The following is a 22,462-nucleotide window of genomic DNA, read 5'->3' on the forward strand; positions in this document are numbered from 1 at the left end:
ATTTATTTTTTATTGAGGAATATCCGCGTTTTTATTTTCTACCGGCGCCGGTACGGTTTTTTGTTGAATTTGTTCGGCAGCCTGAGATAAGTCGTCAAACGTACCTTGTTGTACATTGTTTTTGTGAGAGTTAATATTGCCAATCACAAGGCTTATCACAAAGAAAATCGTGGCTAAAATTGCGGTCGTACGAGATAAAAAGTTTGCAGAACCGGCTGAACCGAATACCGTACCTGATGCGCCGCCACCGAATGATGCGCCCGCATCCGCGCCTTTACCTTGCTGAACAAGGATAAAACCGATCAAAGCAATTGAAACTAATAGATATACGATTAACAGAACTTGATACATTATAAACTTTTCTCTTCTTTGCTATATGCAATAAAATAAAACGTGCAAATACTAGCGGATTTTCAAAAATCTCGCAAGTGATTTTATCTAAATCCGGATTAATTGCTTTAAATTTAGACTTCTTTTTTTGTTTCTGTCGATTGCGCGATTTTGGCCTTCTTTTTAAAGTTTTTCGGCTTAGGATTGTTCGCTACGGCGCTTAATTTTCGTAAGGCGGAAAAATTTACAAATTGCACTAATTCGGGCAAAAGTTCGGTCAGTGTCGCCATAAATTGTTGATAGCTCGCCTGTTTGCGGCTGATGCCGTCAAGTTGTGCTTCCCATTGCGCCGTCATATCCGGCTGGGTTGCCATGTCGGGCAATGCCTGAATTAAAATTCTTCCGGCTTCGGAGCTATGAATGTTGCGTCCTTTTTTATAAAGAAATCCCCGTTTGAATAATAATTCGATGATACCCGCCCGGGTTGCTTCCGTGCCCAATCCGTCGGTTTCTCGTAAGATTTTTTTAAGTTCTTTATCTTGTACGAAACGCGCAATACCCGTCATTGCCGATAACAATGTCACATCGGTAAAAGGTTTAGGCGGTTGCGTTTTTTTACTGATGACTTCGCCTTTTTCACAAAATAGTTGCTGTCCTTTTTTGACTATCGGAAGCGACGGCTCAAGTTGTTCGTTTTCATCTTCTTTGCCTAATAATTCTTTCCAACCTGCAATCTGTAAATTGCGCGCCTGAGCGACGAAATTGCCGCCGGCAATTTTTAGGCTGATTTTACTTTTACGGTATTCCGCATCGGGACAAAACTGCATGAGATATTGACGTGCGATTAACGTATAGATATTCAGTTCTTGCGAATTTAGATTTACCGGGCGATTTTTTGCCGTAGGGATGATCGCATGGTGGGCTTCTACTTTTTTATCATTCCAACAACGATTTTTTTGCTCTGTATTCAGTACTTCAGGCAAAGGTTGATATTCTTTACAATGCGTTGATATCGCATTCAATACCGGCATTCGCTCGGCAAAATGCTCATTCGGTAAATAGCGGCAGTCGGAACGCGGGTAGGTAATTAATTTGTGGGTTTCATATAAACGCTGACAGGTATCGAGCACATCTTGCGCCGACATGGCAAAACGCTTCGCCGCATCAATTTGCAAGGCGGAAAGCGAATAGGGCAACGGTGCGGTTTCTTTTTCGCGTTTGTCCGTATATTCGGTGACTTCGGCAGGTTGCCCGGTAATCCGTTTTACAACGTTTTCGGCTAAGCCGAGGGAAAGTACTCGACCGTCATCATCCTGATAGTCTTCGCAGGCTTTGCTTGGTTGCCAAAGTGCGGTGAATTTTTGCGGAGTTTCGTCTTCCGTTTGAATATGGGCTAATACCTCGAAGAAATCTTTCGGCTGAAAATTTTCGATTTCCAAATCACGGCGCACAATAAGCCCCAACACGGGCGTTTGAACTCGCCCTACCGAAAGTACACCGTTGTAACCTGCTTGGCGACCGCGAATTGTGTAAGCGCGCGTCATATTAATGCCATAGAGCCAATCCGCTCTGGCGCGGGCAAGGGCGGAGGTGGCAAGCGGGATAAAATTCGTATTCGGCTGTAATTTTTTTACCGCTTTTTCCACCGCAGCCGGATTCAAATCACTAACCAGACAACGCTGAATGGCGTTACGTTTATCTGTGCTGAGATTGGCATAATTAAATACTTCGTCAACCAGTAATTGCCCTTCTCTGTCCGGGTCGCCCGCATTGACCAGTTGATCCGCCTGATGAATCAGATTTTCAACGGTTTTTAACTGTTTCGCTACTTCTTTGCGGGGAATGAGCCGCCATTTTTTAGGCACAATGGGCAAATGTTCCAAACGCCATTGTTTAAACATGGGATTGTATGCGTCGGGTTCCGCTTGTTCCAATAAATGCCCGACACACCAGGTTACGCAATCATTTTTCCCGCATTTGATAAAACCGTCGCCACGCTGATGGGGCTTAGGCAAAACATCTGCTATCGCTCGGGCAAGGCTGGGTTTTTCCGCTACAAATAATCGCATAAAAGAAGAAATCTCATGATGATAAAAGTGCGGCGGATTTTACCGCACTTTTGTCGCTATTCAAAGACGCATAAATTTTTCTGATATTGATCAAGACAAAAGCATATTTTTCTTGCGGATATTTACAGCGAGAAAGTTTTCATGATATAGATGATTCGTTTATTTTTTATTAGCTTTTTGATCGTTTTACGTTAGGGGTATGTTTATAAAAGATAAACATACCCTAAATACATTTGGAGTGATTTGTTATGGCAAAATTCTTTCTTGCGCCGGCAGATAACTATGATGTCAAAATTGGCGAATTGGTTGATAAATTTGTCAATAAAGTCAGAAGTTTTCCACCCGGTACCTGTCCTTTAGTAGTGCAATATGCTTCATTACGTTCATCAATGAGCCAGACCTGCGGTAAATGCGTGCCTTGTCGCGACGGTATTCCGCATTTATCGTTTTTATTGCGTGATATTTTAGCGGGCGAAGGCGACGATTCGACCATGCGTCAAATCCGCGAGCTGGCCGAAATGATTCGCGACGGTTCTGATTGCGCTATCGGTTATCAACCGGCTATTGAAATTTTGGACAGCATTGAAGAATTTAAAGAAGAATATGAAAGCCATATTCATAATAAATCCTGTCAAAAAGTTATAGGACAACGCATTCCTTGTATCAATATGTGTCCGGCTCATGTGGATATTCCGGGTTATATCGCCCATATCGGTGACGGTAATTATGCCGAGGCGATTAATTTAATCCGTAAAGATAATCCGCTGCCGACGGCTTGCGGGTTGGTTTGCGAGCATCCTTGCGAAGAGCGTTGCCGCCGTCGTTTGATTGATGATGCCATTAATATTCGCGGTTTGAAAAAATATGCGGTGGATCAGGTTGCCGCCGATGTTGTCAAGGTGCCGCAGGCATTGCCTGATACCGGCAAAAAGGTCGCCGTAATCGGCGGCGGACCGGCGGGCTTAACCTGTGCCTATTTCTTGGCACAAATGGGCCATAGAGTCACTATTTATGAACGTCAAAAAGCGCTAGGTGGTATGTTGCGTTACGGTATTCCTAATTATCGTTTCCCGAAAGACCGTTTGGATCAGGACCTTAACGCCATTCTTTCCGCCGGTCGTATTGAGGTGAAATACGGCGTGATGGTAGGCGACGATATTGCAATTGAAGATATTTATAACAGCCATGATGCAATGTTTGTAGGAATAGGTGCACAAAAAGGCAAAACTTTACGTATTAAAGGCTCGGAAGCCAATAATGTGTTTTCCGCGGTAGAAATGCTGGATGATATCGGCAACGGAAAAATCCCTGATTATACGGATAAAGTCGTAGTGGTTATCGGCGGCGGAAACGTGGCGATGGATGCCGCACGTTCAGCGGTGCGTTGCAAAGCTAAAGACGTACGTATTGTTTATCGCCGTCGTCAGGATGATATGACTGCATTACATGCGGAAATTGAAGCGGCAATCATGGAAGGTATTGAACTGATTACCTTAGCCGCACCTGTCGCAATCGAAAAAGATGAGCAGGGCAACTGTACCGGTTTAACCGTTCAGCCGCAAATGACCGGTCCTTATGATCATGGCGGTCGTCCAAGTCCGGTAGCGGTGAAAAAACCGCCGTTTACCATCGGCTGTGATGTGATTTTAATAGCCGTAGGGCAGGACATTATTAGTTTGCCGTTTGAAGAATTCGGTATGCCGGCAAATCGCGGCATATTCCAGGCTGATTTAACTACCGCGGTACCGGATATGGACGGAGTTTTTGTCGGCGGTGACTGTGCAACGGGTCCGGCAACGGCGATTAAGGCGATTGCCGCCGGTAAAGTCGCCGCTCATAACATTGACGAATATCTTGGTTATCATCATGAATTTCCCTGCGAGACCAAAGCGCCGCCGCCAAAAGAAAACGTTCGTATTCAGGTGGGGCGAGCCAACACCACGGAACGGCCGGCTTATATCCGTAAATGTGACTTTGAACATGTAGAAAATCCATATACTTATGAAGAAGCAATGCAAGAAGCGGAACGTTGTTTACGTTGCGATCATTTTGGCTGCGGTGTATTACAGGGAGGACGTGACCTATGATTAATTTAAAAATTGACGGATTCGATGTTCGGGTTGACGAAGGAACAACCATTCTTGAAGCGGCAAAATCCGTAGGTATTAATATTCCTACCCTGTGTTATTTAAAAGATGTCAGCGATATCGGATCCTGTCGGGTTTGCGTGGTGGAAGTTGAAGGTTTCGAGAAATTGCCGACTTCTTGCAACACGCTTGCTCAGGAGGGTATGGTTATCCGTACGCAAACGGATAAAGTGGTCAAGTCTCGTCGTATGGCGCTGGATTTAATTTTATCCCACCACAATTTAATTTGTTTCTCTTGTCCGTCAAACGGGGCCTGTGAATTGCAAAATGTTGCCCATCAATGCGGAATCAGCGAGTCCAGTTTTCCTAATTTCCGTTTGCCGGGTATTGAAGTGCCGCACGTGGAAGATAATCCGTTCTTGGGCTATCGCCCTGATCTGTGTATTCATTGTCAGCGCTGTATCAATACCTGTGCTAATGTCAGCGGTTGCAGCTCCATTAAACTGGCCTCGAGAGGGATATTCCGCGCCATAGAAACGCCGTTCGGTAAAGATTGGAAAGAAACCACCTGCGAATCCTGCGGTAACTGTGCGGAAGCCTGCCCGACCGGCGCAATTTATAAAAAAGAAGCAAAATCTTACCGCAGTTGGGAGATCCAACGCGTTCGAACCACCTGTCCGCATTGTGCGGTAGGCTGCCAATACGATTTATTAGTGAAAGATAATAAATTAGTGGGTGCAGAAGGGGTAGACGGCCCGTCTAACGGCGGAAGATTATGCGTGAAAGGGCGGTTCGGTTCTTATAAATTCGTAATGTCTGGCGATCGCTTAACGGATCCGTTAATTAAAGACCGAGCAACGGGTAAATTCAGAAAAGCAAGCTGGGATGAAGCCTTGGATCTTGTGGCGTCGAAATTTATGACCTTAAAACGCCAATACGGCGGTGATTCATTGGCCGGATTCGCCTGTTCGAGATCACCGAATGAAGATATTTATATGGTACAAAAAATGGTACGTACCTGTTTTGGCACCAATAATACCGACAACTGTGCCCGGGTTTGCCATTCCGCTTCCGTCGAAGGGCTGGCAAGAACCTTAGGTTCGGGAGCCATGACCAACCCGATTTATGACATCACTCATGACGTCGATGCTATTTTATTGGTCGGTTCAAATCCGGAAGAAGCACACCCGGTTATCGGTATGCAGATTCGTGAAGCGGTGCGCAATGGAACCAAATTAATTGTTGTGGACCCGCGTGACATCGGTTTAACCAAACAAGCGGATATTCATTTAAAATTACGTCCGGGAACAAATATCGCCTTTGCTAACGGTATGTGTCACATCTTTATCAAGGAAGGCTTGATTGACGAAAAATTTATTGCCGAACATACGGAAGGCTTTAAAGAATTGAAAAAGATCGTCAAAGATTATACGCCGGAATATGTAGCGGAAATCTGTGGTATTGATGCCGACGATTTACGGGCGGCGGCAAGAATTTACGCGACGGCGAAAAAAGCGCCGATCATTTATTGTTTAGGCGTCACGGAGCATTCCACCGGTACGGAAGGTGTAATGTCCATGTCTAATATGGCGATGATGGTGGGTAAAATCGGTCGCGAAGGCTGCGGTGTGAATCCGTTGCGCGGTCAGAATAACGTGCAGGGAGCCTGCGATATGGGTGCCTCACCGAATCAGTATCCCGGCTATCAATCGGTTAAAGATCCGGAAATCCGTGCGAAATTTGAAAAAGCATGGGGCGTTAAATTACCGGCACATATCGGTTTACATGCAACGGATGTATTCCCTGCCGCAATTAAAGGTAAAATTAAAGGCTTATATATTTGCGGTGAAGATCCGGTAGTGACTGATCCGGATACAAATCATGTGATTAATGCATTGAAATCTTTGGATTTCTTAGTGGTGCAGGAACTATTTATGACGGAAACCGCATTACTTGCCGATGTGGTGTTGCCGGGTCGTTCTTATGCCGAAAAAGACGGTACTTTTTCGAATACGGAACGCCGTGTGCAGCGGGTACGCAAAGCTATCACATTACCTGGCAACAGCCGTCTTGATACGGACATTATCTGCGAATTAATGCGCCGTATGGGCTATAACCAACCGAATTTAACCGCCTCGGAAATTTTTGACGAAATGGCGTCGGTCACGCCGTCTTTCCGCGGTATTAGTTATGAACGGTTGGAAAAAGAACCGACTCAGTCTCTGCAATGGCCTTGTACGGATCAATATCACCCGGGTACGCCGATTATGCACGTCGGTAAATTTGCGCGCGGATTAGGTTTATTCTATCCGACCGTTTATACGCCGGCGAAGGAATTGCCTGATGCGCAATATCCGATGATGCTGACTACCGGACGCATTTTATATCATTACAACACCAGAGCGATGACTGGTCGCACTGAAGGGCTAATGGAAATTGCGGGGCATTCGTTTATTGAAATTAATAGCGCCGATGCGAAACGTTTAAATATTGAAAACGGTGAACGGGTAAGAGTGACTTCCCGCCGCGGCACTATTACAACGGAAGCGCGGGTTTCGGATAAAACTAATGAAGGTGAAACTTGGATGCCGTTCCATTTTGCCGACGGTAACTGTAACTGGCTGACAAATGCGGCATTGGATCAGTTTGCCCGGATTCCGGAATATAAAGTTTGTGCTTGTCGCATAGAAAAGCTGCCTGAAGACGAAGCTTTTAATATGAAAGGTAAATATATCACGCAAAAAATGGTGGCGGCACAATGGCGTAAAAAAATGGATAAATCCATTGCCAAGTTGGTCAGATAACACCTGAATAGCAAGTAAAACAAGGAAGATCAGATTTCATGAGGGCTTTGGCCGGATTGAGTTTGATCTTCTTTTATTTTCAGGTTTTTTGTTGAAAATTCCCGTTTTTTGACCGCACTTTTATGTTTCTTCCTTTGTATTTTTCATCTTGTGGAAAATCAGCTATAATGCATGCCATTTTCGTGTATAAAGTCTGTTTATAAAAGATAAACAGACCTTATTTACACATTCTTTTTATTATTAGAGGTTTCTATGACAACTCCTGTTGTTGCCCTTGTTGGTCGTCCGAATGTAGGTAAATCAACATTATTTAACCGCTTAACTCGTACTCGCGATGCATTGGTGGCGGACTTTCCGGGGTTAACCCGCGACCGAAAATACGGTCATGCTAATATTTCCGGTTATGATTTTATTGTGATCGATACCGGCGGTATTGACGGTACGGAAGAAGGCGTTGAGGAAAAAATGGCGGAACAATCGTTACTTGCCATTGAAGAAGCGGATGTGGTGCTTTTTTTGGTTGATGCCCGTGCCGGATTAACGCCTGCGGATATAGGTATCGCGCAATATTTACGTCAGCGTCAGAATAAGATTACCGTTGTGGTGGCAAATAAAACCGACGGTATTGATGCGGATTCTCATTGCGCCGAGTTTTATCAGTTAGGGTTGGGTGAAATAGCGCAAATTGCGGCGTCGCAGGGCCGTGGCGTAACTCAGTTAATGGAAGACGTGCTGGCGCCGTTAGCTGAAAAAATGAAGACGGATGAAAGTGCGGTCGAAAATGATGAAAATTCCGAACAGGAAAAAGACGAATGGGAACATGAGTTTGACTTTAATTCGGAAGAAGATGCCGAACTTTTGGATGAGGCTCTCGCAGAAGAAAATGAAGAACCTGAAAATAAGAATATAAAAATTGCTATTGTCGGTCGTCCGAATGTGGGTAAATCTACGCTGACAAACCGTATTTTAGGCGAAGATCGCGTAGTGGTTTATGATTTGCCGGGCACAACCCGCGACAGCGTGTATATTCCGATGGAGCGCGACGGTCAGCAATATACCATTATTGATACCGCCGGCGTGCGCAAACGCGGGAAAGTACATTTGTCCGTTGAAAAATTCTCCGTTATTAAAACATTGCAAGCCATTCAGGATGCCAATGTGGTGTTATTAACCGTTGATGCCCGCGAAGGTATTTCGGATCAGGATTTATCGTTGCTTGGCTTCATTCTGAATGCCGGTCGTTCTTTGGTTATCGTGGTAAATAAGTGGGACGGATTGAGTCAATATACAAAAGACCAAGTAAAATCCGAGCTGGATCGCCGTCTGGATTTTATTGATTTTGCCCGCGTCCATTTTATTTCCGCCTTACATGGCAGCGGAGTGGGGAATTTATTTGATTCCGTGCAGGAAGCTTATGCCTGTGCAACCAAGAAAATGACTACCTCAATGTTAACCCGTTTATTGCAAATGGCAACGGATGAACATCAACCGCCTATGATAAACGGTCGCCGGATTAAATTGAAGTTTGCTCACCCGGGCGGCTATAACCCGCCGATTATCGTGATTCACGGTAACAAAATTGATAAATTGCCGGATAGTTATAAACGTTATTTATCGAATTATTACCGTCGCAGTTTAAAAATTGTCGGCTCGCCGATTCGTTTGCAATTCCAGGAAGGCAGTAACCCGTTTGCCGGTAAACGTAATAAATTAACGCCGAACCAGTTGCGTAAACGTAAACGTTTAATGAAATTCATTAAGAAATCAAAACGTTAGTTGTTTTAAAAGTGCGGTCGAAATTTAAGAATTTTTATAAAGGGAAAAATGAAGCCATAATCTAATTGAAAGACTATACGAATAAAAGAATCTGATATAAAAAATCCCCATTGAGCGGTAATCGCTAATGGGGATTTTCTTTTTCTGAATAATGATGAATAGAAACTAGAACACTTTGTTAAAAGGTTTAATGATAACCTCGCCATAAACGCCGGCATCAACATAAGGATCTTGTTGTGCCCAGGCTTGAGCCTCGGCTAATGAGTCGAATTGAGCGATAACGGTGGAACCTGTTACGCTTTTGCCGTCTTCGCTGGGATTCGGACCGGCGGTGAGCAAACGGCCTTCCGTTTTTAATTGTTCTAAACGGGCTAAATGTTGCGGGCGAACTTCCAGACGTTTTTCAAGTGTGTTTGGTTTATCTTGTGCAAAAATAACGTAGTACATCATTTAGTTTTCCTCTGTAGTGTGGTTGTTGAGTAATGCTAAAGCCTGTTCCAATTCGGGATTGTCTTCTCGCGGTACGGCTCTCGGTTTACCCTCTTTATCAATAGCGACATAAGTAAAAAGCGCTTCGGTTACGCAATGACGATCACGAACGCCATCGTAAACTTTTTTGATCCAAACTTCCACCTTGACTTGCATGGAAGAGCGCCCGATTTTCACTAATTTACCATAGCAACAAACTACATCCCCCACGGAAATAGGGCGTAGGAACGTCATTTTATCTACGCAAACCGTGACCACTCTGCCTTTACCTATTTCTTTGGCTAAAATAGCACCGCCCATATCCATTTGTGACATAATCCAGCCGCCGAATATATCGCCGTTGGCATTGGTGTCGGAAGGCATAGCTAATGTGCGCAGAATCAATGAACCTTCGGGTTCTCTTATTATGTTAGTTTTGTCAGTCATGGTAAAACCTATTTATTTTGATCGTCTTTCGGCAAATAGCGGTAAACATAAATGCCGGTGAATAAGGTTGCAATAAATGTCATAGCGATAATGCCGAAGGATTTGAAATCCACCCAAACTTCTTCCGAACAATATTGGCTGATGTAGATATTAATTAACATACAAAGAATAAAAAAGCCCGCCCAAGCTAAGTTTAACTTATTCCATATTTTTTCCGGCAACTGAATTTCTTTGCCGAGTAATTTTTCTATAAGCGGTTTTTTAAAGCCGTATTGACTGATTAAAAGAATCAATGCAAATAGCGCATATACAATAGTGACTTTCCATTGCAGATATTCCACTTTATTAAAATATGCCGTTAACGTACCAAAGAAAACAACGGCGATTCCCATGATGATTTGCTGTTTTTCAATTTTGCCGTATTTTAATTTTAATATGAGCATTTGGAAGATTGTCGCAATGATTAACGCGATCGCAGCCTCCCGGATGCCGGCTAATTTATAAACTACAAAAAAGAGAATTAAAGGAATGAATTCAAGAAGTTGTTTCATATTATGCCTTTTGGGTAAATAAAATATAGAAGCGGTAAGTCACTACTAAAGTAAATACGCTTAAAAATGAAATTATCAAGGTTGTAATGATATTCAGAAACGTATTATTCGCTAAAAAAGCAACCTGTTGTGCAATAAAGGGTACGATAAAATAAACGAGCAAGCAGTATAAAAATAATGTACTTGTACGTTTATTTCCCAGTTGCCAGGTTTGTTGAAGCGAGGCAAAAATATTTGTTTTGCTGACGGTATAGTGGATAGGCGCAAGACAAAGGCGCACATAGACATAGACGCCGAAAATCATCAATGCGAATCCGATAATGCCGGCTGAAGCGGCCGCCGGATTAATTGCCGCCGGAATAATATTGATTAAACCGCCCATTAACGGTAAGGCAATCAGAATATTCAGAATAATTACTCCGAAAATTAACCCTAATGTTGATTTCGCCGTTTGCATGTAATCGACGGACTGGCGCCGGCTGATTTGGTGAATGCTTAAAATTCCCCAGGTAGAAAGCAATAGAGTAATGAACTGGTTCACTACATATAATAATAAAAAGTTACCGCTTTTTGTACGCGCTGCATCATAGTCGAAAGTTCATTTTTATCAATAGGTTCGTTGATAGCCGTTTCTGTGACTGATTGAAACAGTGATGAACCGAAAATATTCAGTATCAGTGTCACCAGACAAAAAGTAAGCGTCAGCATCAGCGTAAATTTCCGTTGGTTTCTGATGAAATTCCAACTATCCTGCAAAATTTGTTGAAAATTAATTGTCATTTATGAACCTATCAGTTTCCGAATATAAATGAGAATTAGCATTATACCTATTTTGCTGCTAATTTCATAAAAATAGTGAATTTTGATTAATATCAAATTAAATAAAATAAATAAATTTTATAAATTTTGATACTGATCACATTATTTCTAACCTATTATTGGTATATTCATTTTGTCTTAAATAGGCACATTTTTTTTAAGTTTTTTATGTTTTAAGGATACCATTATGAAAAAATTAGCATTAGTTCTAGGAATTTCAGTTGCATTAATAAGCGGTACGGTGATGGCGCATAGTGCCGGTGATGTGCTAATCCGCGCGGGGGGAGCATTAGTTGTTCCTGATGTAGAGAATTCAAATCCGGCATGGAGCGGATTAGATGTGAATTCCAATGCGCAATTGGGGTTAACGGCAACTTATATGGTGACCGATAATATCGGTGTGGAATTATTGGCGGCAACACCTTTTAGTCACGAAATTAAATTGGGTAATACTTTAGTGGGTAAAACAAAGCATTTGCCGCCGAGTTTATATGCTCAATATTATTTCTTGGATAAAAATTCGCCTGTTCGTCCTTATGTTGGTGCCGGTGTGAATTACACCACGTTCTTTGATGAAAAAGAAGTATTAAACGGTGTAACCGACCTTAAATTAAAAGATTCCTGGGGCTTAATCACGAATATCGGGCTTGATATTAATGTGACGGATAATTTCTACGTAAATGCCGCAATGTATTATGCAAAAATTAAGAGTAAGGCGACGTTTAAAGTAGGCGGCGTTGCACAGGAAAATAAAGTTACACTCGATCCGACGATTTTCTTCTTAGGTGTAGGTTACCGTTTCTAAGGGGTTAGCAAAGATTTATTATAAAGAGTCGGACATTTATCCTACGATTATAAACTTGGTTAATAACAGGGCAGTTATCAAATTAACTGCCCTTATTTTTTTAATAGATTTTATCGCTACTTTTTTAAATGAGGATGGCTTAAAGCATTAGCTCACCAATGCTAACATTTCCTGTGCATTGGCCAGTACCGAGTCCGTAATATGTTGACCGCCCAATAATTTGGCTAGGGCTTTGATTCTTTGTTGTGATGAAAGTGCGGTCATTTTTGTTTCAGTTTTGCCTTCAACGGTTGATTTTTCTACCATAAAATGATGATGACCGTTGCAGGCAACCTGAGGTAAATGAGTTACGCACAAGACCTGACAACTATGACCTAACTTACGTAATAATTTGCCTACTACGCTTGCCGTCGCACCACTGATTCCTACATCAATTTCATCGAAAATTAAAGTCGGGATCGCCGTTTTATCCGAAGTCAGTACTTGGATTGCCAATGCGATTCGGGACAGTTCGCCACCTGAGGCAATTTTTGCTAAAGGTTGCGGCGATTGACCCAAGTTGCTTTGCAGATTAAATATGACATTATCCGCTCCGTTTACTGAAATTTTGCTGTAATCTGCAGTCAGATTAATGAAAAATTCCGCATTTTCCATTGCTAATTGTTTGACGGATTTTGTTACCTGTTTAGCCAGTTTTTCCGCACCTTGTCGGCGGCTTTGATGAAGTTTTGTTGCAGATGCCGACATTTTTTCATAAGCCTGTTGTTCTTGAGCTAGCAATTCGTTTTCACTTTCGGAAAAATCCACTAATTGGTTGAGTTCCAATTTTAATTGTTTGTGCAATTGAGTTAATTCTTCCGGTTTTACGTTATGTTTTCGGGCGAGTTGTACCGCCTGATTCATCCGTTGCTCAATTTCCCGTAAAACCTGAGGGTCCTCTTCAATATTGGCGGATAAATGCTGAATTTCGGAAGCCGCTTCCTGTACTTGAATTAGCGCTTCTTGTAATAATGCCTGCGCGTCAACGTAACGGGTGTCTAATTCGGCTAAATCTTCTAAATGCTGAGTCGTGCGATAGAGCAGGCTGTCAACGTTAACGGTCTCGTTTTCAGTTAGAATCTGTAATACGGATTGGGAAAGTTGGGTCAATTGCTCGCTATTGGATAAACGGCGTTGCTCTTCTTCTAATTCCTGATATTCGTTCGGGCGCAAATTAAACTCGTTCAATTCATTTACCTGATATTGCAGAAGTTGTTTTTTTGCTTCGTTTTCGACACATTTCTGATTAAAGGTTTTCACCTGAGATTGCAGTTCTTTCCAATTAAGATAATCCGTTTTCATTTGTTCAAGCAAATGGTTATGGGCACAAAAATTATCTAGCGCCTGTAATTGAAAATCGTTTTTCAACAGCAATTGAGAAGCGTGCTGACCATTGATATGCACAAGATACTGCCCGAATTCTTTTAATTGAGAGGCGGATACCGGCGTATTATTGATAAAAGCTTTGGAGCGCCCGTCCTGATTAACCAAACGGCGTAAAATACATTCTTCGGGATTATCCTGATCCTGCAACTCATGATCCGTTAACCAGCGGGCGGCAGGACTATCCGCTTTTAGTTGGAATGTCGCGCAAACTTCGGCGCGTTCCTGCCCTTCGCGCAGCATTGCCGCTTCAGTGCGTTGACCCAGGCAAAGCCCCAGGGCGTCTATTGCAATAGATTTGCCGGCGCCGGTTTCACCGGTAATAACGGACATGCCTTCGGATAATTCAATATCTAAATGGCGAACAATAGCAAAATTGTTAATTGTGAGTTGAGTCAGCATAGCAATCTCCTTAACTGTATAATTGTCAGTATAATTATGTTTTTTTATACAGTAAAGAGATTATGTAAAGAAAATTAAAATAATTTTTTCAGCCAGCCTAATTTTGAACTTAACACATTGTAATAATTATAATTATGTAAATGAAGTAAGCGCAGTTTATAAGGGCTTTTTTGGATATGAACCACATCATTACAACAAATATCCAGTGCCAACTGGCTGTCGCAACTGATTTCCAGCTGCGGAATATTGTATTCGGCAAAATTAACGGAAATTTTGCTGTTACCGTCAACCACTAAAGGGCGTGAAGATAGCGTATGAGGAAACATCGGCACCAGAGCGATGGCATTGAGTTGCGGAGTGAGAATCGGGCCGCCGGCAGAAAGCGAATAAGCGGTCGAACCTGTGGGAGTAGCGACGATTAAACCGTCGGAACGTTGTGAAAATGCAAATTTATCATCAATATATACATGAAAATCAATCATGTGGGCAATTTTTGCCGGGTGAATAACTAATTCATTAATAGCATTGCCTCTTGCTACGGTTTCACCGTGGCGTTTAACCACCGCTTCTAACAGAAAACGTTCTTCAACAAAAAACTCACCGTTTAAGCAGGCTTCTAATTGTGCGTAAGCGTTTTTAGGATCAATATCCGTTAAAAAACCCAAATTACCACGGTTAATACCGATCAGAGGGGTGTTATATTTGCATAGGATGCGGGCATGGCTCAGCATATTGCCGTCACCACCGATAACTATAGCCAGTTGGGCGTGCTGACCGATTTGATCTAAGGAAGCGAGATGATTTTCCGAAAGATTCAAGGCTTTTCCTATCTCGTTTTCAACTAAAACCTGATAGCCTTGCTCACAAAGCCAATGGAAAATATTTTTGTGCATTTGCAATGTGCTGTCATTTCTCGGGCGACCTACGACACCAACAGTTTTAAAGGTTGATTGTAATGATTTAACGCTATCCTGTGACATATCCATAGAAGTCTTCTTATAAATACTTGAATCAATAAAATTTGCCCTTATATTACACAGAAAAGTGCGGTTGGCAAACATTAACATTTTTTGATCGGTTTGCTACAATGATACGACTAATCTTATTTAAAGCAATAAGCTTATAATTAGACAGGTTTAATTTTTAATGGAGAAAATAATGTCGGAACAAGAAAAAAATCAGGAAAATTTGGAAAATGCGGAAGAATTAACGCAGAAAGCGAATGATACCGAAAATTCTGCCGAGCAAGCTGAACCTGCGGATGAAACCGCATCGGACGCATTGGAAGAGGCGATTGCCCGGGTGCAGGAGCTTGAAGAGCAATTAGCCGAAACCGCGAAAAAAGAACAGGATTTATTGCTTCGTTCGCGTGCCGAGTTAGATAATATGCGCCGTCGGGCCGAGCAAGACGTAGAAAAGGCACATAAATTTGCGTTAGAAAAATTCTCAAAAGATATTTTAAATACGATTGATAATCTTGAACGGGCACTGGCGACACCTGCAAATAAAGAGGATGAAGCGGTCAAATCCTTATTTGACGGCGTTGAACTTACTTTAAAAGAGTTGCTTGCAACCGTAGCGCGTTTTGGCGTAGAGCCCGTGGGAGCAGTGGGCGAAACATTCAATCCTGAATTGCATCAGGCTATTTCTATGCAATCGGCGGAAGGTTTTGAAACCAACCAAATTACCGTCGTATTACAAAAAGGCTATTTATTAAACGGCCGCGTCATTCGCCCCGCAATGGTGATGGTTGCCGCTTAATATTATTTTTAACCGGTTGATTAATAGAAGAAAAGTGCGGTAAATTTTACCGCACTTTTTGTATTTTCTTTTATTTTTATATAGGTTTGTGTTGACCGAATAAGCACTACATCCAGGCATTATTACGAATAATACCCACGGCAATACCTTCAATTTCAAAATTCGGTTGTTCTTTCAGATTAACGACAATCGGTTTGAATTCCTCATTTTCCGCATGGAGATAAACCACATCGCCTTTGCGTTCCAAACGTTTTACGGTTACTTCGTCTTCAATACGAGCGACAATAACCTGTCCGTTTCTCACGTCTTTTGTGCTATGCACCGCCAATAAATCGCCGTCTAGAATGCCGATGTCTTTCATGGATTGTCCGTATACTTTTAATAAGAAGTCCGCCTGAGGTTTGAACATATCCGCATCCACTTTATATGTGCCTTCAATGTGTTGTTCGGCAAGAATCGGCTCACCGGCGGCAACCCGCCCGATTAGCGGCAGGCCTGCATCTTCGTCATTGGCGGATTCCTCCGTATCAACCAATAAACGAATGCCCCGCGAGGTTCCGGAAAGAATTTCGACCACGCCTTTGCGTGCCAAGGCTTTTAAATATTCTTCCGCCGCGTTAGGGGAACGGAAACCCAATTCACGGGAAATTTCTGCACGAGTCGGCGGCATACCTGTCGTTTCAATATGATGTTTCAGAAAATTAAAGACTTCTTGTTGACGGGCGGTAAGCGCTTTGATTGGTTTCATATAAATCCCCTGTTTTTTTGTACAGAATGCTGACATTATATACAGGATATGAAAAGTTGCAATCTTTTTATTTGTGAAGTCGTTACGGGTGCCCTAAATAATACCTGCTGAAAAAATGTGACTTTTATTACAAATCCATTATCTGCGCCTAACTAAATGAAGAAATTATGTTAAAATGCAAGATGTTAATTTAGGTGTAGGGAAATGTATTATGACAAGTCTTTTAAATTTATATCGAAAGGTGCTGGAAGCGCCGTTATCTTTTTTAGTAAAAAATAATCCCATTCCAAGCAATCCCATTGAGGAGTTAAAACTAAACGTCAGCCAACCTATTGTTTATGTTTTGCCTTATACGTCGCAAACCGATTTTGTTATTTTCCGCAAAAACTGTCTCAGCGTAGGCTTGCCGGATCCTATTGAAACCAATGATATTCACGGCAAACAATTACCTCGTTATGTGTTTTTAGACGAAGGTCGGCAGATTTTCAAATCGAAAGGTCCGAAAAAAGAAACGGAGAAAGTTTTTTATAATTATCTCGAATTGCACCGTGCATTCGGCGATTTAGACGTTCAGGTTATTCCCGTTTCGGTCTTGTGGGGGCGTGCGCCGGGCAGAGAAGACAAAGGTAAGCTGCCGCAACTTCGTTTATTGAACGGTATGCAAAAAACCATTGCCGCCATGTGGTTCGGTCGCGATACTTTCGTGCGTTTCTCGCAAGCGGTATCTTTGCGTTATATGGTTACGGAACATGGTGCGGATCAGTCTATCGCACAAAAATTAGCCCGTGTGGCAAAAATGCACTTTGCCAAACAACGTTTTTCCGCAACCGGTCCGCGTTTGCCGAATCGTCAGGCGATGTTTAACAAACTTCTGCAATCGCCGGTTATTTTGAGCGCCATTGCGGATGAAGCAAAAAGCAAAAATATGAGCCGGGAACGGGCTCATCAGGAAGCGGAAAAAATTCTGAAAGAAATAGCCGCAGATGTGAGTTACGAAAATTTACGGGTGTTAGATCGCCTGTTACGTTGGTTATGGAATAAATTATATCAAGGGATCGATATTGAAAATGCGGATCGTGTTCGCCAATTGGCACTGGAAGGACATGAAATCGTTTATGTGCCTTGCCACCGAAGCCATATCGACTATTTATTATTATCTTATGTGCTGTACCATCAAGGTTTGGTTCCGCCCCATATTGCCGCGGGTATCAATTTGAATTTCTGGCCGGCAGGTCCGATTTTCCGTCGTAGCGGTGCATTTTTTATTCGTCGTACCTTTAAAGGAAACCGCTTGTATTCAACCATCTTCCGTGAATATTTGGGTGAGCTTTTCCACCGCGGTTATTCCGTGGAATATTTTATTGAAGGCGGTCGTTCCCGCACCGGGCGTCTATTAACGCCAAAAACCGGAATGATGTCTATGACCTTGCAGGCGTTGCAACAGCGTCAAACCCGGCCGATCACCGTAGTACCCGTCTACATCGGCTATGAACACGTTTTAGAAGTGGATACCTATGCAAAAGAATTACGCGGCGCGGCAAAAGAAAAAGAAAATGCCGGGCTTGTTCTGCGCGTGATTAAAAAACTGCGTAATTTAGGTAAAGGTTATGTGAATTTCGGCGAACCGATCACATTAAGCAATTATTTGAATCAGCATTATCCTGAGTGGAAAAATACCGACGATGAAAAACCGACTTGGTTTAATAAAGCGGTAGACAGCATTTCTAATCAAGTAATGGTGAATATCAATAACGCAGCGGCGGTGAACGCGATGAACTTAACCGGTACCGCACTGCTTTCTTCCCGTCAGCGAGCGTTATCCCGCGAACAATTGCTGGAACAATTGCAAAGTTATCAGGAATTTTTACAAAACGTGCCTTATTCCGATGATGTGATTGTTCCTGCCGAATCGCCGGAAGAAATGCTTAAACATGTGTTAGGTTTAGAACGTGTGGGCGTGTTGGTGGAAAAAGACAGTTTCGGCGAATTAGTCCGTTTGGAACGCAACTCCGCCGTGTTAATGACTTATTACCGCAATAACATTCAGCATTTATTTGCGTTGCCTTCGTTAGTAGCAAGCATTATTCTGCATTATGAAAAAATTCACAACGGCGAATTATTGCATGCGGTACAGCGTATTTATCCGTTCCTGAAAAACGAGCTCTTTATTCATATTGAAAAAGAAGAGTTAACGCTGGTTGTTGAAAAAATTATTGCCGAATTCCACCGCCAAAAGCTGATTGATGTGGACGGCGACGTATTTGGCATTAATGATCGTGGAATCCGCACGCTGCAACTTTGGGCGTCTGCGGTGAGAGAAATTCTGCAACGTTACCGCATTACCATTGCGATTTTGCAATACAAGCCGGATATTGCAAGAAACGCACTGGAAAAAGAAAGCCAATCCGTAGCGCAACGTTTATCCGTCTTGCACGGTATTAATGCGCCGGAATTTTTTGATAAAGCGGTGTTTGCGGAATTTACCGCAAGCTTAAAAGACAACGGTTATTTTGATGAAGCCGGCAATGCGGTGACGGAAAAATTAGATGAACTGGCGGATATTTTAAATCATATTATTTCCGCCGAAGTAAATTTAACGATTAGAAGCGCCATTGAGAAAGCCGAGGAAATGCCGGCTCAGGAATAATGATGAAAGATTCCGCGTTAATTGAGTTATTTTTAAACGAATTATGGCTTGGAAAAGGATTGTCCGATAACACGGTGCAATCTTACCGGTTGGATTTAACCGCATTAAGCCAATGGTTGCAAGGGCAGGGCAAGAGCCTTGAAACCCTTGATTCTTCCGATCTCCAAGCATTTCTCGGCGAACGGGTGGATCAAGGCTATAAAGCGACCAGCACGGCAAGAATGCTCAGCGCTATGCGCAAACTTTTTCAATATTTGTATCAGGAAAGCTATCGTACCGATGATCCCAGCGCTATATTAAGTTCGCCCAAGTTACCGGGTCGTTTGCCTAAATATTTAACCGAGCAACAGGTGGGGGATTTGTTAAATGCGCCAAGTACGGATATTCCGCTGGAATTGCGCGACAAAGCCATGCTTGAACTATTATATGCCACCGGTTTGCGGGTGACCGAACTTGTCACCTTAAGCACGGATAATATCAATCTTGAGCAAGGTGTGGTACGCGTGATTGGCAAAGGTAATAAGGAACGCATTGTACCCATGGGCGAGGAGGCTTCTTATTGGGTCGGGCAGTTTATTCTATACGGGCGCCCCATGCTGCTAAACGGGCAAAGTTCGGATGTTATTTTTCCAAGCAAACGGGCATTGCAAATGACAAGGCAGACTTTCTGGCACCGCATTAAGCATTATGCGATTTTAGCTGATATCGACACCGACAGCCTCTCGCCGCACGTATTGCGCCATGCCTTCGCCACTCATTTGGTGAATCACGGCGCCGATTTGCGAGTGGTGCAAATGTTATTGGGCCACAGCGATTTATCTACCACCCAAATTTATACCCATGTAGCGAAAGAACGGTTGAAACGCCTGCATGAAAAATACCACCCGAGGGGCTAATAAAACAACAAAAGTGCGGTGCAAATTTTCGAATTTTTGGAATAAAATCAGGGATCGTATTCAACAAAAAACTTTCGGTGCCCGATAAAAACGAAAGCAAAAGTGCAAACTGATTTTCCGATTTATAGATTTTCAAAATTTCGTAAATTTGCACCGCACTTTTTATTAAACCGATTTCCGCACATCACGTAAAAAAACTGCTATAATCCCGCGATTTTTATTTAAAACACAGAGTAATTCAATAATGAAAGAACTTTTCGCCACCACAGCCCGTGGTTTTGAAGAATTATTAAAACTAGAACTGAGCTCGCTCGGCGCCACAGAATGTCAGGTGGCGCAAGGCGGCGTGCATTTTATGGCGGACGACGAAACCCAATACCGTGCCTTGTTATGGTCTCGTTTAAGCTCCCGCATTTTACTGCCAATTGTAAAAACAAAAATTTACAGCGATTTAGATTTATATTCCGCCGTAGTGCGCCAAAACTGGCTGGCTTATTTTGATGAGCGCGTACGTTTTTTGGTGGATTTTAACGGCACGAACCGCGAAATCCGCCATACCCAATTTGGCGCAATGCGTGTGAAAGACGGTATCGTCGATTATTTCGAACGTAACGGCAAAGCCCGTCCGAATGTAGATAAGGATTACCCTGATATCCGCATTCATGCTTATTTAAACCGGGATGATTTGGTGCTTTCCCTGGATTTAAGCGGTGAAGCGCTGCATTTGCGCGGTTACCGCGAAGATTCCGGTGCGGCGCCGTTGCGCGAAACCCTTGCCGCCGCAATCGTGTTGCGTTCCGGCTGGAAACAAGGCACGCCTTTGGTTGATCCGATGTGCGGTTCCGGCACCCTGCTTATTGAAGCGGCACAAATGGAAGCCAAAATTGCGCCGCAATTGCACCGTATGCATTGGGGTTTTGATTTTTGGCGGGGACATAATCAGGCAGCCTGGGAAAAAGTCAAGAGAGAAGCGGTTGCTATGGCGGAGGCGGAGTTTAACAAAAATCCGAATCCTCATTTTTACGGCTTCGACCTTGATCACCGCGTGTTACAAAAAGCGCAGCGAAACGCACAAAATGCCGGCGTGGCGCATCTGATTAAATGGAAACAAGGCGATGTAGCGGCGTTAAAAAATCCGACACCGGAAGATAAAGGCACGGTAATCTGCAACCCGCCTTATGGCGAGCGCTTAGGCACAACGCCTGCGTTAATCGCGCTCTATTCGGTATTCGGTCAGCGTTTAAAAGAACAATTCCCGGGTTGGAACGCTTCAATTTTCAGTTCCGAACAGGGATTATTGGATTGCCTGCGAATGCGTTCTCACCGCCAATTTAAGGCGAAAAACGGCCCGCTGGATTGTATTCAGAAAAATTATCAAATTTCCGACCGCACTTTGAGCCCGGAAAATAAAAGTGCGGTGGAAAATGCCGGAGAATTTAAGCCGAACGCGAATGTGGCGACGGATTTTGCCAATCGCTTACAGAAAAACATCAAGAAAATTGAAAAATGGGCGAAGCAAGAGGGGATTGAAGCTTACCGTTTATATGATGCGGATTTGCCCGATTATAATCTGGCGGTAGATCATTACGGTGACCATATCGTGGTGCAGGAATATGCGGCGCCGAAAAATATTGATGAAAATAAAGCGCGCCAGCGCTTATTGGATGCGGTAACCGCTACGCTTGCGGTTACCGGTGTGGAAACCAATAAATTAATTTTAAAAGTGCGTCAAAAGCAAAAGGGCGCCAATCAATATGAAAAACTGGCAAATAAAGGCGAGTATTTCTATGTAAATGAATACGGTGCGAAACTTTGGGTTAACCTGACGGATTATTTAGACACCGGATTATTCCTGGATCACCGTTTGACCCGTCGTATGGTAGGGCAAATGGCAAAAGGTAAAGATTTCCTGAATCTCTTTGCCTATACCGGATCCGCTACGGTTCATGCCGCATTGGGCGGGGCTAAGTCAACCACTACGGTGGATATGTCGAATACTTACCTGAACTGGGCGGAGCAAAATTTGATCCTGAATGAGGCGGACGGCAAACAGCACAAATTAATTCAGGCTGATTGCTTACAATGGCTGGCAAATTGCGCGCAACAATTCGATTTGATTTTTGTTGACCCGCCTACGTTCTCCAATTCCAAACGAATGGAAGACAGCTGGGACGTACAACGAGATCACATCAAGTTAATGGGCAATCTAAAACGAATTTTACGTCCAAACGGTACCATTGTTTTTTCCAACAATAAACGCGGTTTCAAAATGGATTTTGAAGGTTTAACCCGACTCGGTTTAAAAGCCGAAGAAATTTCCGCCAAAACGCTACCCTTGGATTTCGAACGGAACAAACAAATCCATAATTGCTGGATTGTGGAGTTTGTTTAAGATTTAAGAAAATTAGTTGATTGGAGTATTGTTACGGA

General features: G+C 43.0%; 18 protein-coding genes. 8 read left to right on the forward strand and 10 right to left on the reverse strand.

Features of this window, described 5'->3' with window-relative positions; all coding sequences use genetic code 11:
• Positions 1-9 precede the first annotated feature (9 nt).
• Together secG and MS_RS03390 are read right to left on the reverse strand one after the other, a co-directional pair.
• Positions 10-351 carry a preprotein translocase subunit SecG gene (gene secG / locus MS_RS03385; RefSeq protein ID WP_011199908.1) on the reverse strand — a complete coding sequence of 114 codons (342 nt, stop codon included), beginning with the start codon at positions 349-351 and terminating at the stop codon, positions 10-12.
• A 113-nt stretch (positions 352-464) separates the two neighbouring features.
• Positions 465-2,399 carry a DNA topoisomerase III gene (locus MS_RS03390; protein WP_011199909.1) on the reverse strand — a complete coding sequence of 645 codons (1,935 nt, stop codon included), beginning with the start codon at positions 2,397-2,399 and terminating at the stop codon, positions 465-467.
• 248 nt (positions 2,400-2,647) lie between these two features.
• Between MS_RS03390 and MS_RS03395 the strand changes: the two genes are divergently transcribed.
• The 3 genes from MS_RS03395 (at position 2,648) to der (ending at position 9,066) form a co-directional block, all read left to right on the forward strand.
• Entirely contained in the window at positions 2,648-4,486 is a 1,839-nt protein-coding gene (locus tag MS_RS03395; RefSeq protein ID WP_011199910.1) for an NAD(P)-binding protein, read from the forward strand.
• Positions 4,483-7,290, forward strand: coding sequence for a formate dehydrogenase subunit alpha (gene fdhF / locus MS_RS03400; RefSeq protein ID WP_011199911.1), 2,808 nt, complete (start codon positions 4,483-4,485; stop codon positions 7,288-7,290). The genes MS_RS03395 and fdhF overlap by 4 nt, the downstream gene beginning before the upstream one ends.
• Before the next feature lie 252 nt (positions 7,291-7,542).
• Entirely contained in the window at positions 7,543-9,066 is a 1,524-nt protein-coding gene (der, locus tag MS_RS03405; RefSeq protein WP_011199913.1) for a ribosome biogenesis GTPase Der, read from the forward strand.
• Positions 9,067-9,231: 165 nt separating this feature from the next.
• Here the strand turns inward: der and MS_RS03410 are convergent, their stop codons facing one another.
• The 5 genes from MS_RS03410 to MS_RS03430 are packed head-to-tail and all read right to left on the reverse strand — an operon-like array spanning position 9,232 to position 11,312.
• Complete coding sequence (locus MS_RS03410) at positions 9,232-9,513, reverse strand: YciI family protein (RefSeq protein ID WP_011199914.1); 282 nt, start codon at positions 9,511-9,513, stop codon at positions 9,232-9,234.
• 3 nt (positions 9,514-9,516) lie between these two features.
• The gene (yciA, locus tag MS_RS03415; RefSeq protein ID WP_011199915.1) at positions 9,517-9,981 is read right to left on the reverse strand and encodes an acyl-CoA thioester hydrolase YciA; all 465 of its coding nucleotides are present in this window, start codon (positions 9,979-9,981) and stop codon (positions 9,517-9,519) included.
• Positions 9,982-9,989: 8 nt separating this feature from the next.
• The gene (locus MS_RS03420) at positions 9,990-10,532 is read right to left on the reverse strand and encodes a septation protein A (RefSeq protein WP_011199916.1); all 543 of its coding nucleotides are present in this window, start codon (positions 10,530-10,532) and stop codon (positions 9,990-9,992) included.
• Between the two features lies 1 nt (position 10,533).
• A complete protein-coding gene (locus MS_RS03425; protein ID WP_011199917.1) occupies positions 10,534-11,073 on the reverse strand; it encodes a hypothetical protein in 540 nt (179 codons plus the stop codon).
• Positions 11,073-11,312: a hypothetical protein gene (locus MS_RS03430; protein ID WP_011199918.1), complete on the reverse strand. Its 240-nt coding sequence runs from the start codon at positions 11,310-11,312 to the stop codon at positions 11,073-11,075. Before MS_RS03430 ends, MS_RS03425 begins: the two co-directional genes overlap by 1 nt.
• A 226-nt stretch (positions 11,313-11,538) precedes the next feature.
• Between MS_RS03430 and MS_RS03435 the strand changes: the two genes are divergently transcribed.
• Positions 11,539-12,156: an OmpW family outer membrane protein gene (locus MS_RS03435; RefSeq protein ID WP_011199919.1), complete on the forward strand. Its 618-nt coding sequence runs from the start codon at positions 11,539-11,541 to the stop codon at positions 12,154-12,156.
• A 147-nt stretch (positions 12,157-12,303) separates the two neighbouring features.
• On the opposite strand, the gene recN is transcribed toward MS_RS03435, so the two are convergent.
• Both recN and MS_RS03445 read right to left on the reverse strand, forming a co-directional pair.
• On the reverse strand, positions 12,304-13,980 hold the full coding sequence (gene recN, locus MS_RS03440; protein ID WP_011199920.1) for a DNA repair protein RecN: 1,677 nt from the start codon (positions 13,978-13,980) through the stop codon (positions 12,304-12,306).
• Positions 13,981-14,054: 74 nt separating this feature from the next.
• A complete protein-coding gene (locus MS_RS03445) occupies positions 14,055-14,960 on the reverse strand; it encodes an NAD(+) kinase (protein ID WP_041640154.1) in 906 nt (301 codons plus the stop codon).
• A gap of 178 nt (positions 14,961-15,138) precedes the next feature.
• Here MS_RS03445 and grpE point away from each other — a divergent pair, with 178 nt between their 5' ends.
• On the forward strand, positions 15,139-15,741 hold the full coding sequence (grpE, locus tag MS_RS03450) for a nucleotide exchange factor GrpE (protein WP_142999794.1): 603 nt from the start codon (positions 15,139-15,141) through the stop codon (positions 15,739-15,741).
• Between the two features lie 106 nt (positions 15,742-15,847).
• Here the strand turns inward: grpE and lexA are convergent, their stop codons facing one another.
• Positions 15,848-16,489 carry a transcriptional repressor LexA gene (gene lexA, locus MS_RS03455; RefSeq protein ID WP_041639607.1) on the reverse strand — a complete coding sequence of 214 codons (642 nt, stop codon included), beginning with the start codon at positions 16,487-16,489 and terminating at the stop codon, positions 15,848-15,850.
• 211 nt (positions 16,490-16,700) lie between these two features.
• On the opposite strand from lexA, the gene plsB reads away from it, so the two are divergent.
• From plsB to rlmKL, 3 genes are all read left to right on the forward strand, one after another.
• Positions 16,701-19,136: a glycerol-3-phosphate 1-O-acyltransferase PlsB gene (plsB, locus tag MS_RS03460; RefSeq protein ID WP_011199924.1), complete on the forward strand. Its 2,436-nt coding sequence runs from the start codon at positions 16,701-16,703 to the stop codon at positions 19,134-19,136.
• Between the two features lie 2 nt (positions 19,137-19,138).
• Positions 19,139-20,032 carry a site-specific tyrosine recombinase XerD gene (xerD, locus tag MS_RS03465; protein WP_041639609.1) on the forward strand — a complete coding sequence of 298 codons (894 nt, stop codon included), beginning with the start codon at positions 19,139-19,141 and terminating at the stop codon, positions 20,030-20,032.
• Between the two features lie 244 nt (positions 20,033-20,276).
• Positions 20,277-22,424, forward strand: coding sequence for a bifunctional 23S rRNA (guanine(2069)-N(7))-methyltransferase RlmK/23S rRNA (guanine(2445)-N(2))-methyltransferase RlmL (gene rlmKL / locus MS_RS03470; protein ID WP_011199926.1), 2,148 nt, complete (start codon positions 20,277-20,279; stop codon positions 22,422-22,424).
• Positions 22,425-22,462 lie beyond the last annotated feature (38 nt).

It is taken from the genome of [Mannheimia] succiniciproducens MBEL55E, from assembly GCF_000007745.1.
Taxonomy (GTDB): domain Bacteria; phylum Pseudomonadota; class Gammaproteobacteria; order Enterobacterales; family Pasteurellaceae; genus Basfia; species Basfia succiniciproducens.

Coding starts and splice junctions, on each gene's coding strand:
- rlmKL (WP_011199926.1), top strand. CDS start 20,277: ATGAAAGAACTTTTCGCCACCACAGCCCGTGGTTTTGAAGAATTATTA.
- yciA (WP_011199915.1), bottom strand. CDS start 9,981: ATGACTGACAAAACTAACATAATAAGAGAACCCGAAGGTTCATTGATT.
- xerD (WP_041639609.1), top strand. CDS start 19,139: ATGAAAGATTCCGCGTTAATTGAGTTATTTTTAAACGAATTATGGCTT.
- MS_RS03430 (WP_011199918.1), bottom strand. CDS start 11,312: ATGACAATTAATTTTCAACAAATTTTGCAGGATAGTTGGAATTTCATC.
- fdhF (WP_011199911.1), top strand. CDS start 4,483: ATGATTAATTTAAAAATTGACGGATTCGATGTTCGGGTTGACGAAGGA.
- grpE (WP_142999794.1), top strand. CDS start 15,139: ATGTCGGAACAAGAAAAAAATCAGGAAAATTTGGAAAATGCGGAAGAA.
- MS_RS03410 (WP_011199914.1), bottom strand. CDS start 9,513: ATGTACTACGTTATTTTTGCACAAGATAAACCAAACACACTTGAAAAA.
- recN (WP_011199920.1), bottom strand. CDS start 13,980: ATGCTGACTCAACTCACAATTAACAATTTTGCTATTGTTCGCCATTTA.
- secG (WP_011199908.1), bottom strand. CDS start 351: ATGTATCAAGTTCTGTTAATCGTATATCTATTAGTTTCAATTGCTTTG.
- MS_RS03420 (WP_011199916.1), bottom strand. CDS start 10,532: ATGAAACAACTTCTTGAATTCATTCCTTTAATTCTCTTTTTTGTAGTT.
- der (WP_011199913.1), top strand. CDS start 7,543: ATGACAACTCCTGTTGTTGCCCTTGTTGGTCGTCCGAATGTAGGTAAA.
- MS_RS03395 (WP_011199910.1), top strand. CDS start 2,648: ATGGCAAAATTCTTTCTTGCGCCGGCAGATAACTATGATGTCAAAATT.
- plsB (WP_011199924.1), top strand. CDS start 16,701: ATGACAAGTCTTTTAAATTTATATCGAAAGGTGCTGGAAGCGCCGTTA.
- lexA (WP_041639607.1), bottom strand. CDS start 16,489: ATGAAACCAATCAAAGCGCTTACCGCCCGTCAACAAGAAGTCTTTAAT.
- MS_RS03390 (WP_011199909.1), bottom strand. CDS start 2,399: ATGCGATTATTTGTAGCGGAAAAACCCAGCCTTGCCCGAGCGATAGCA.
- MS_RS03435 (WP_011199919.1), top strand. CDS start 11,539: ATGAAAAAATTAGCATTAGTTCTAGGAATTTCAGTTGCATTAATAAGC.
- MS_RS03445 (WP_041640154.1), bottom strand. CDS start 14,960: ATGTCACAGGATAGCGTTAAATCATTACAATCAACCTTTAAAACTGTT.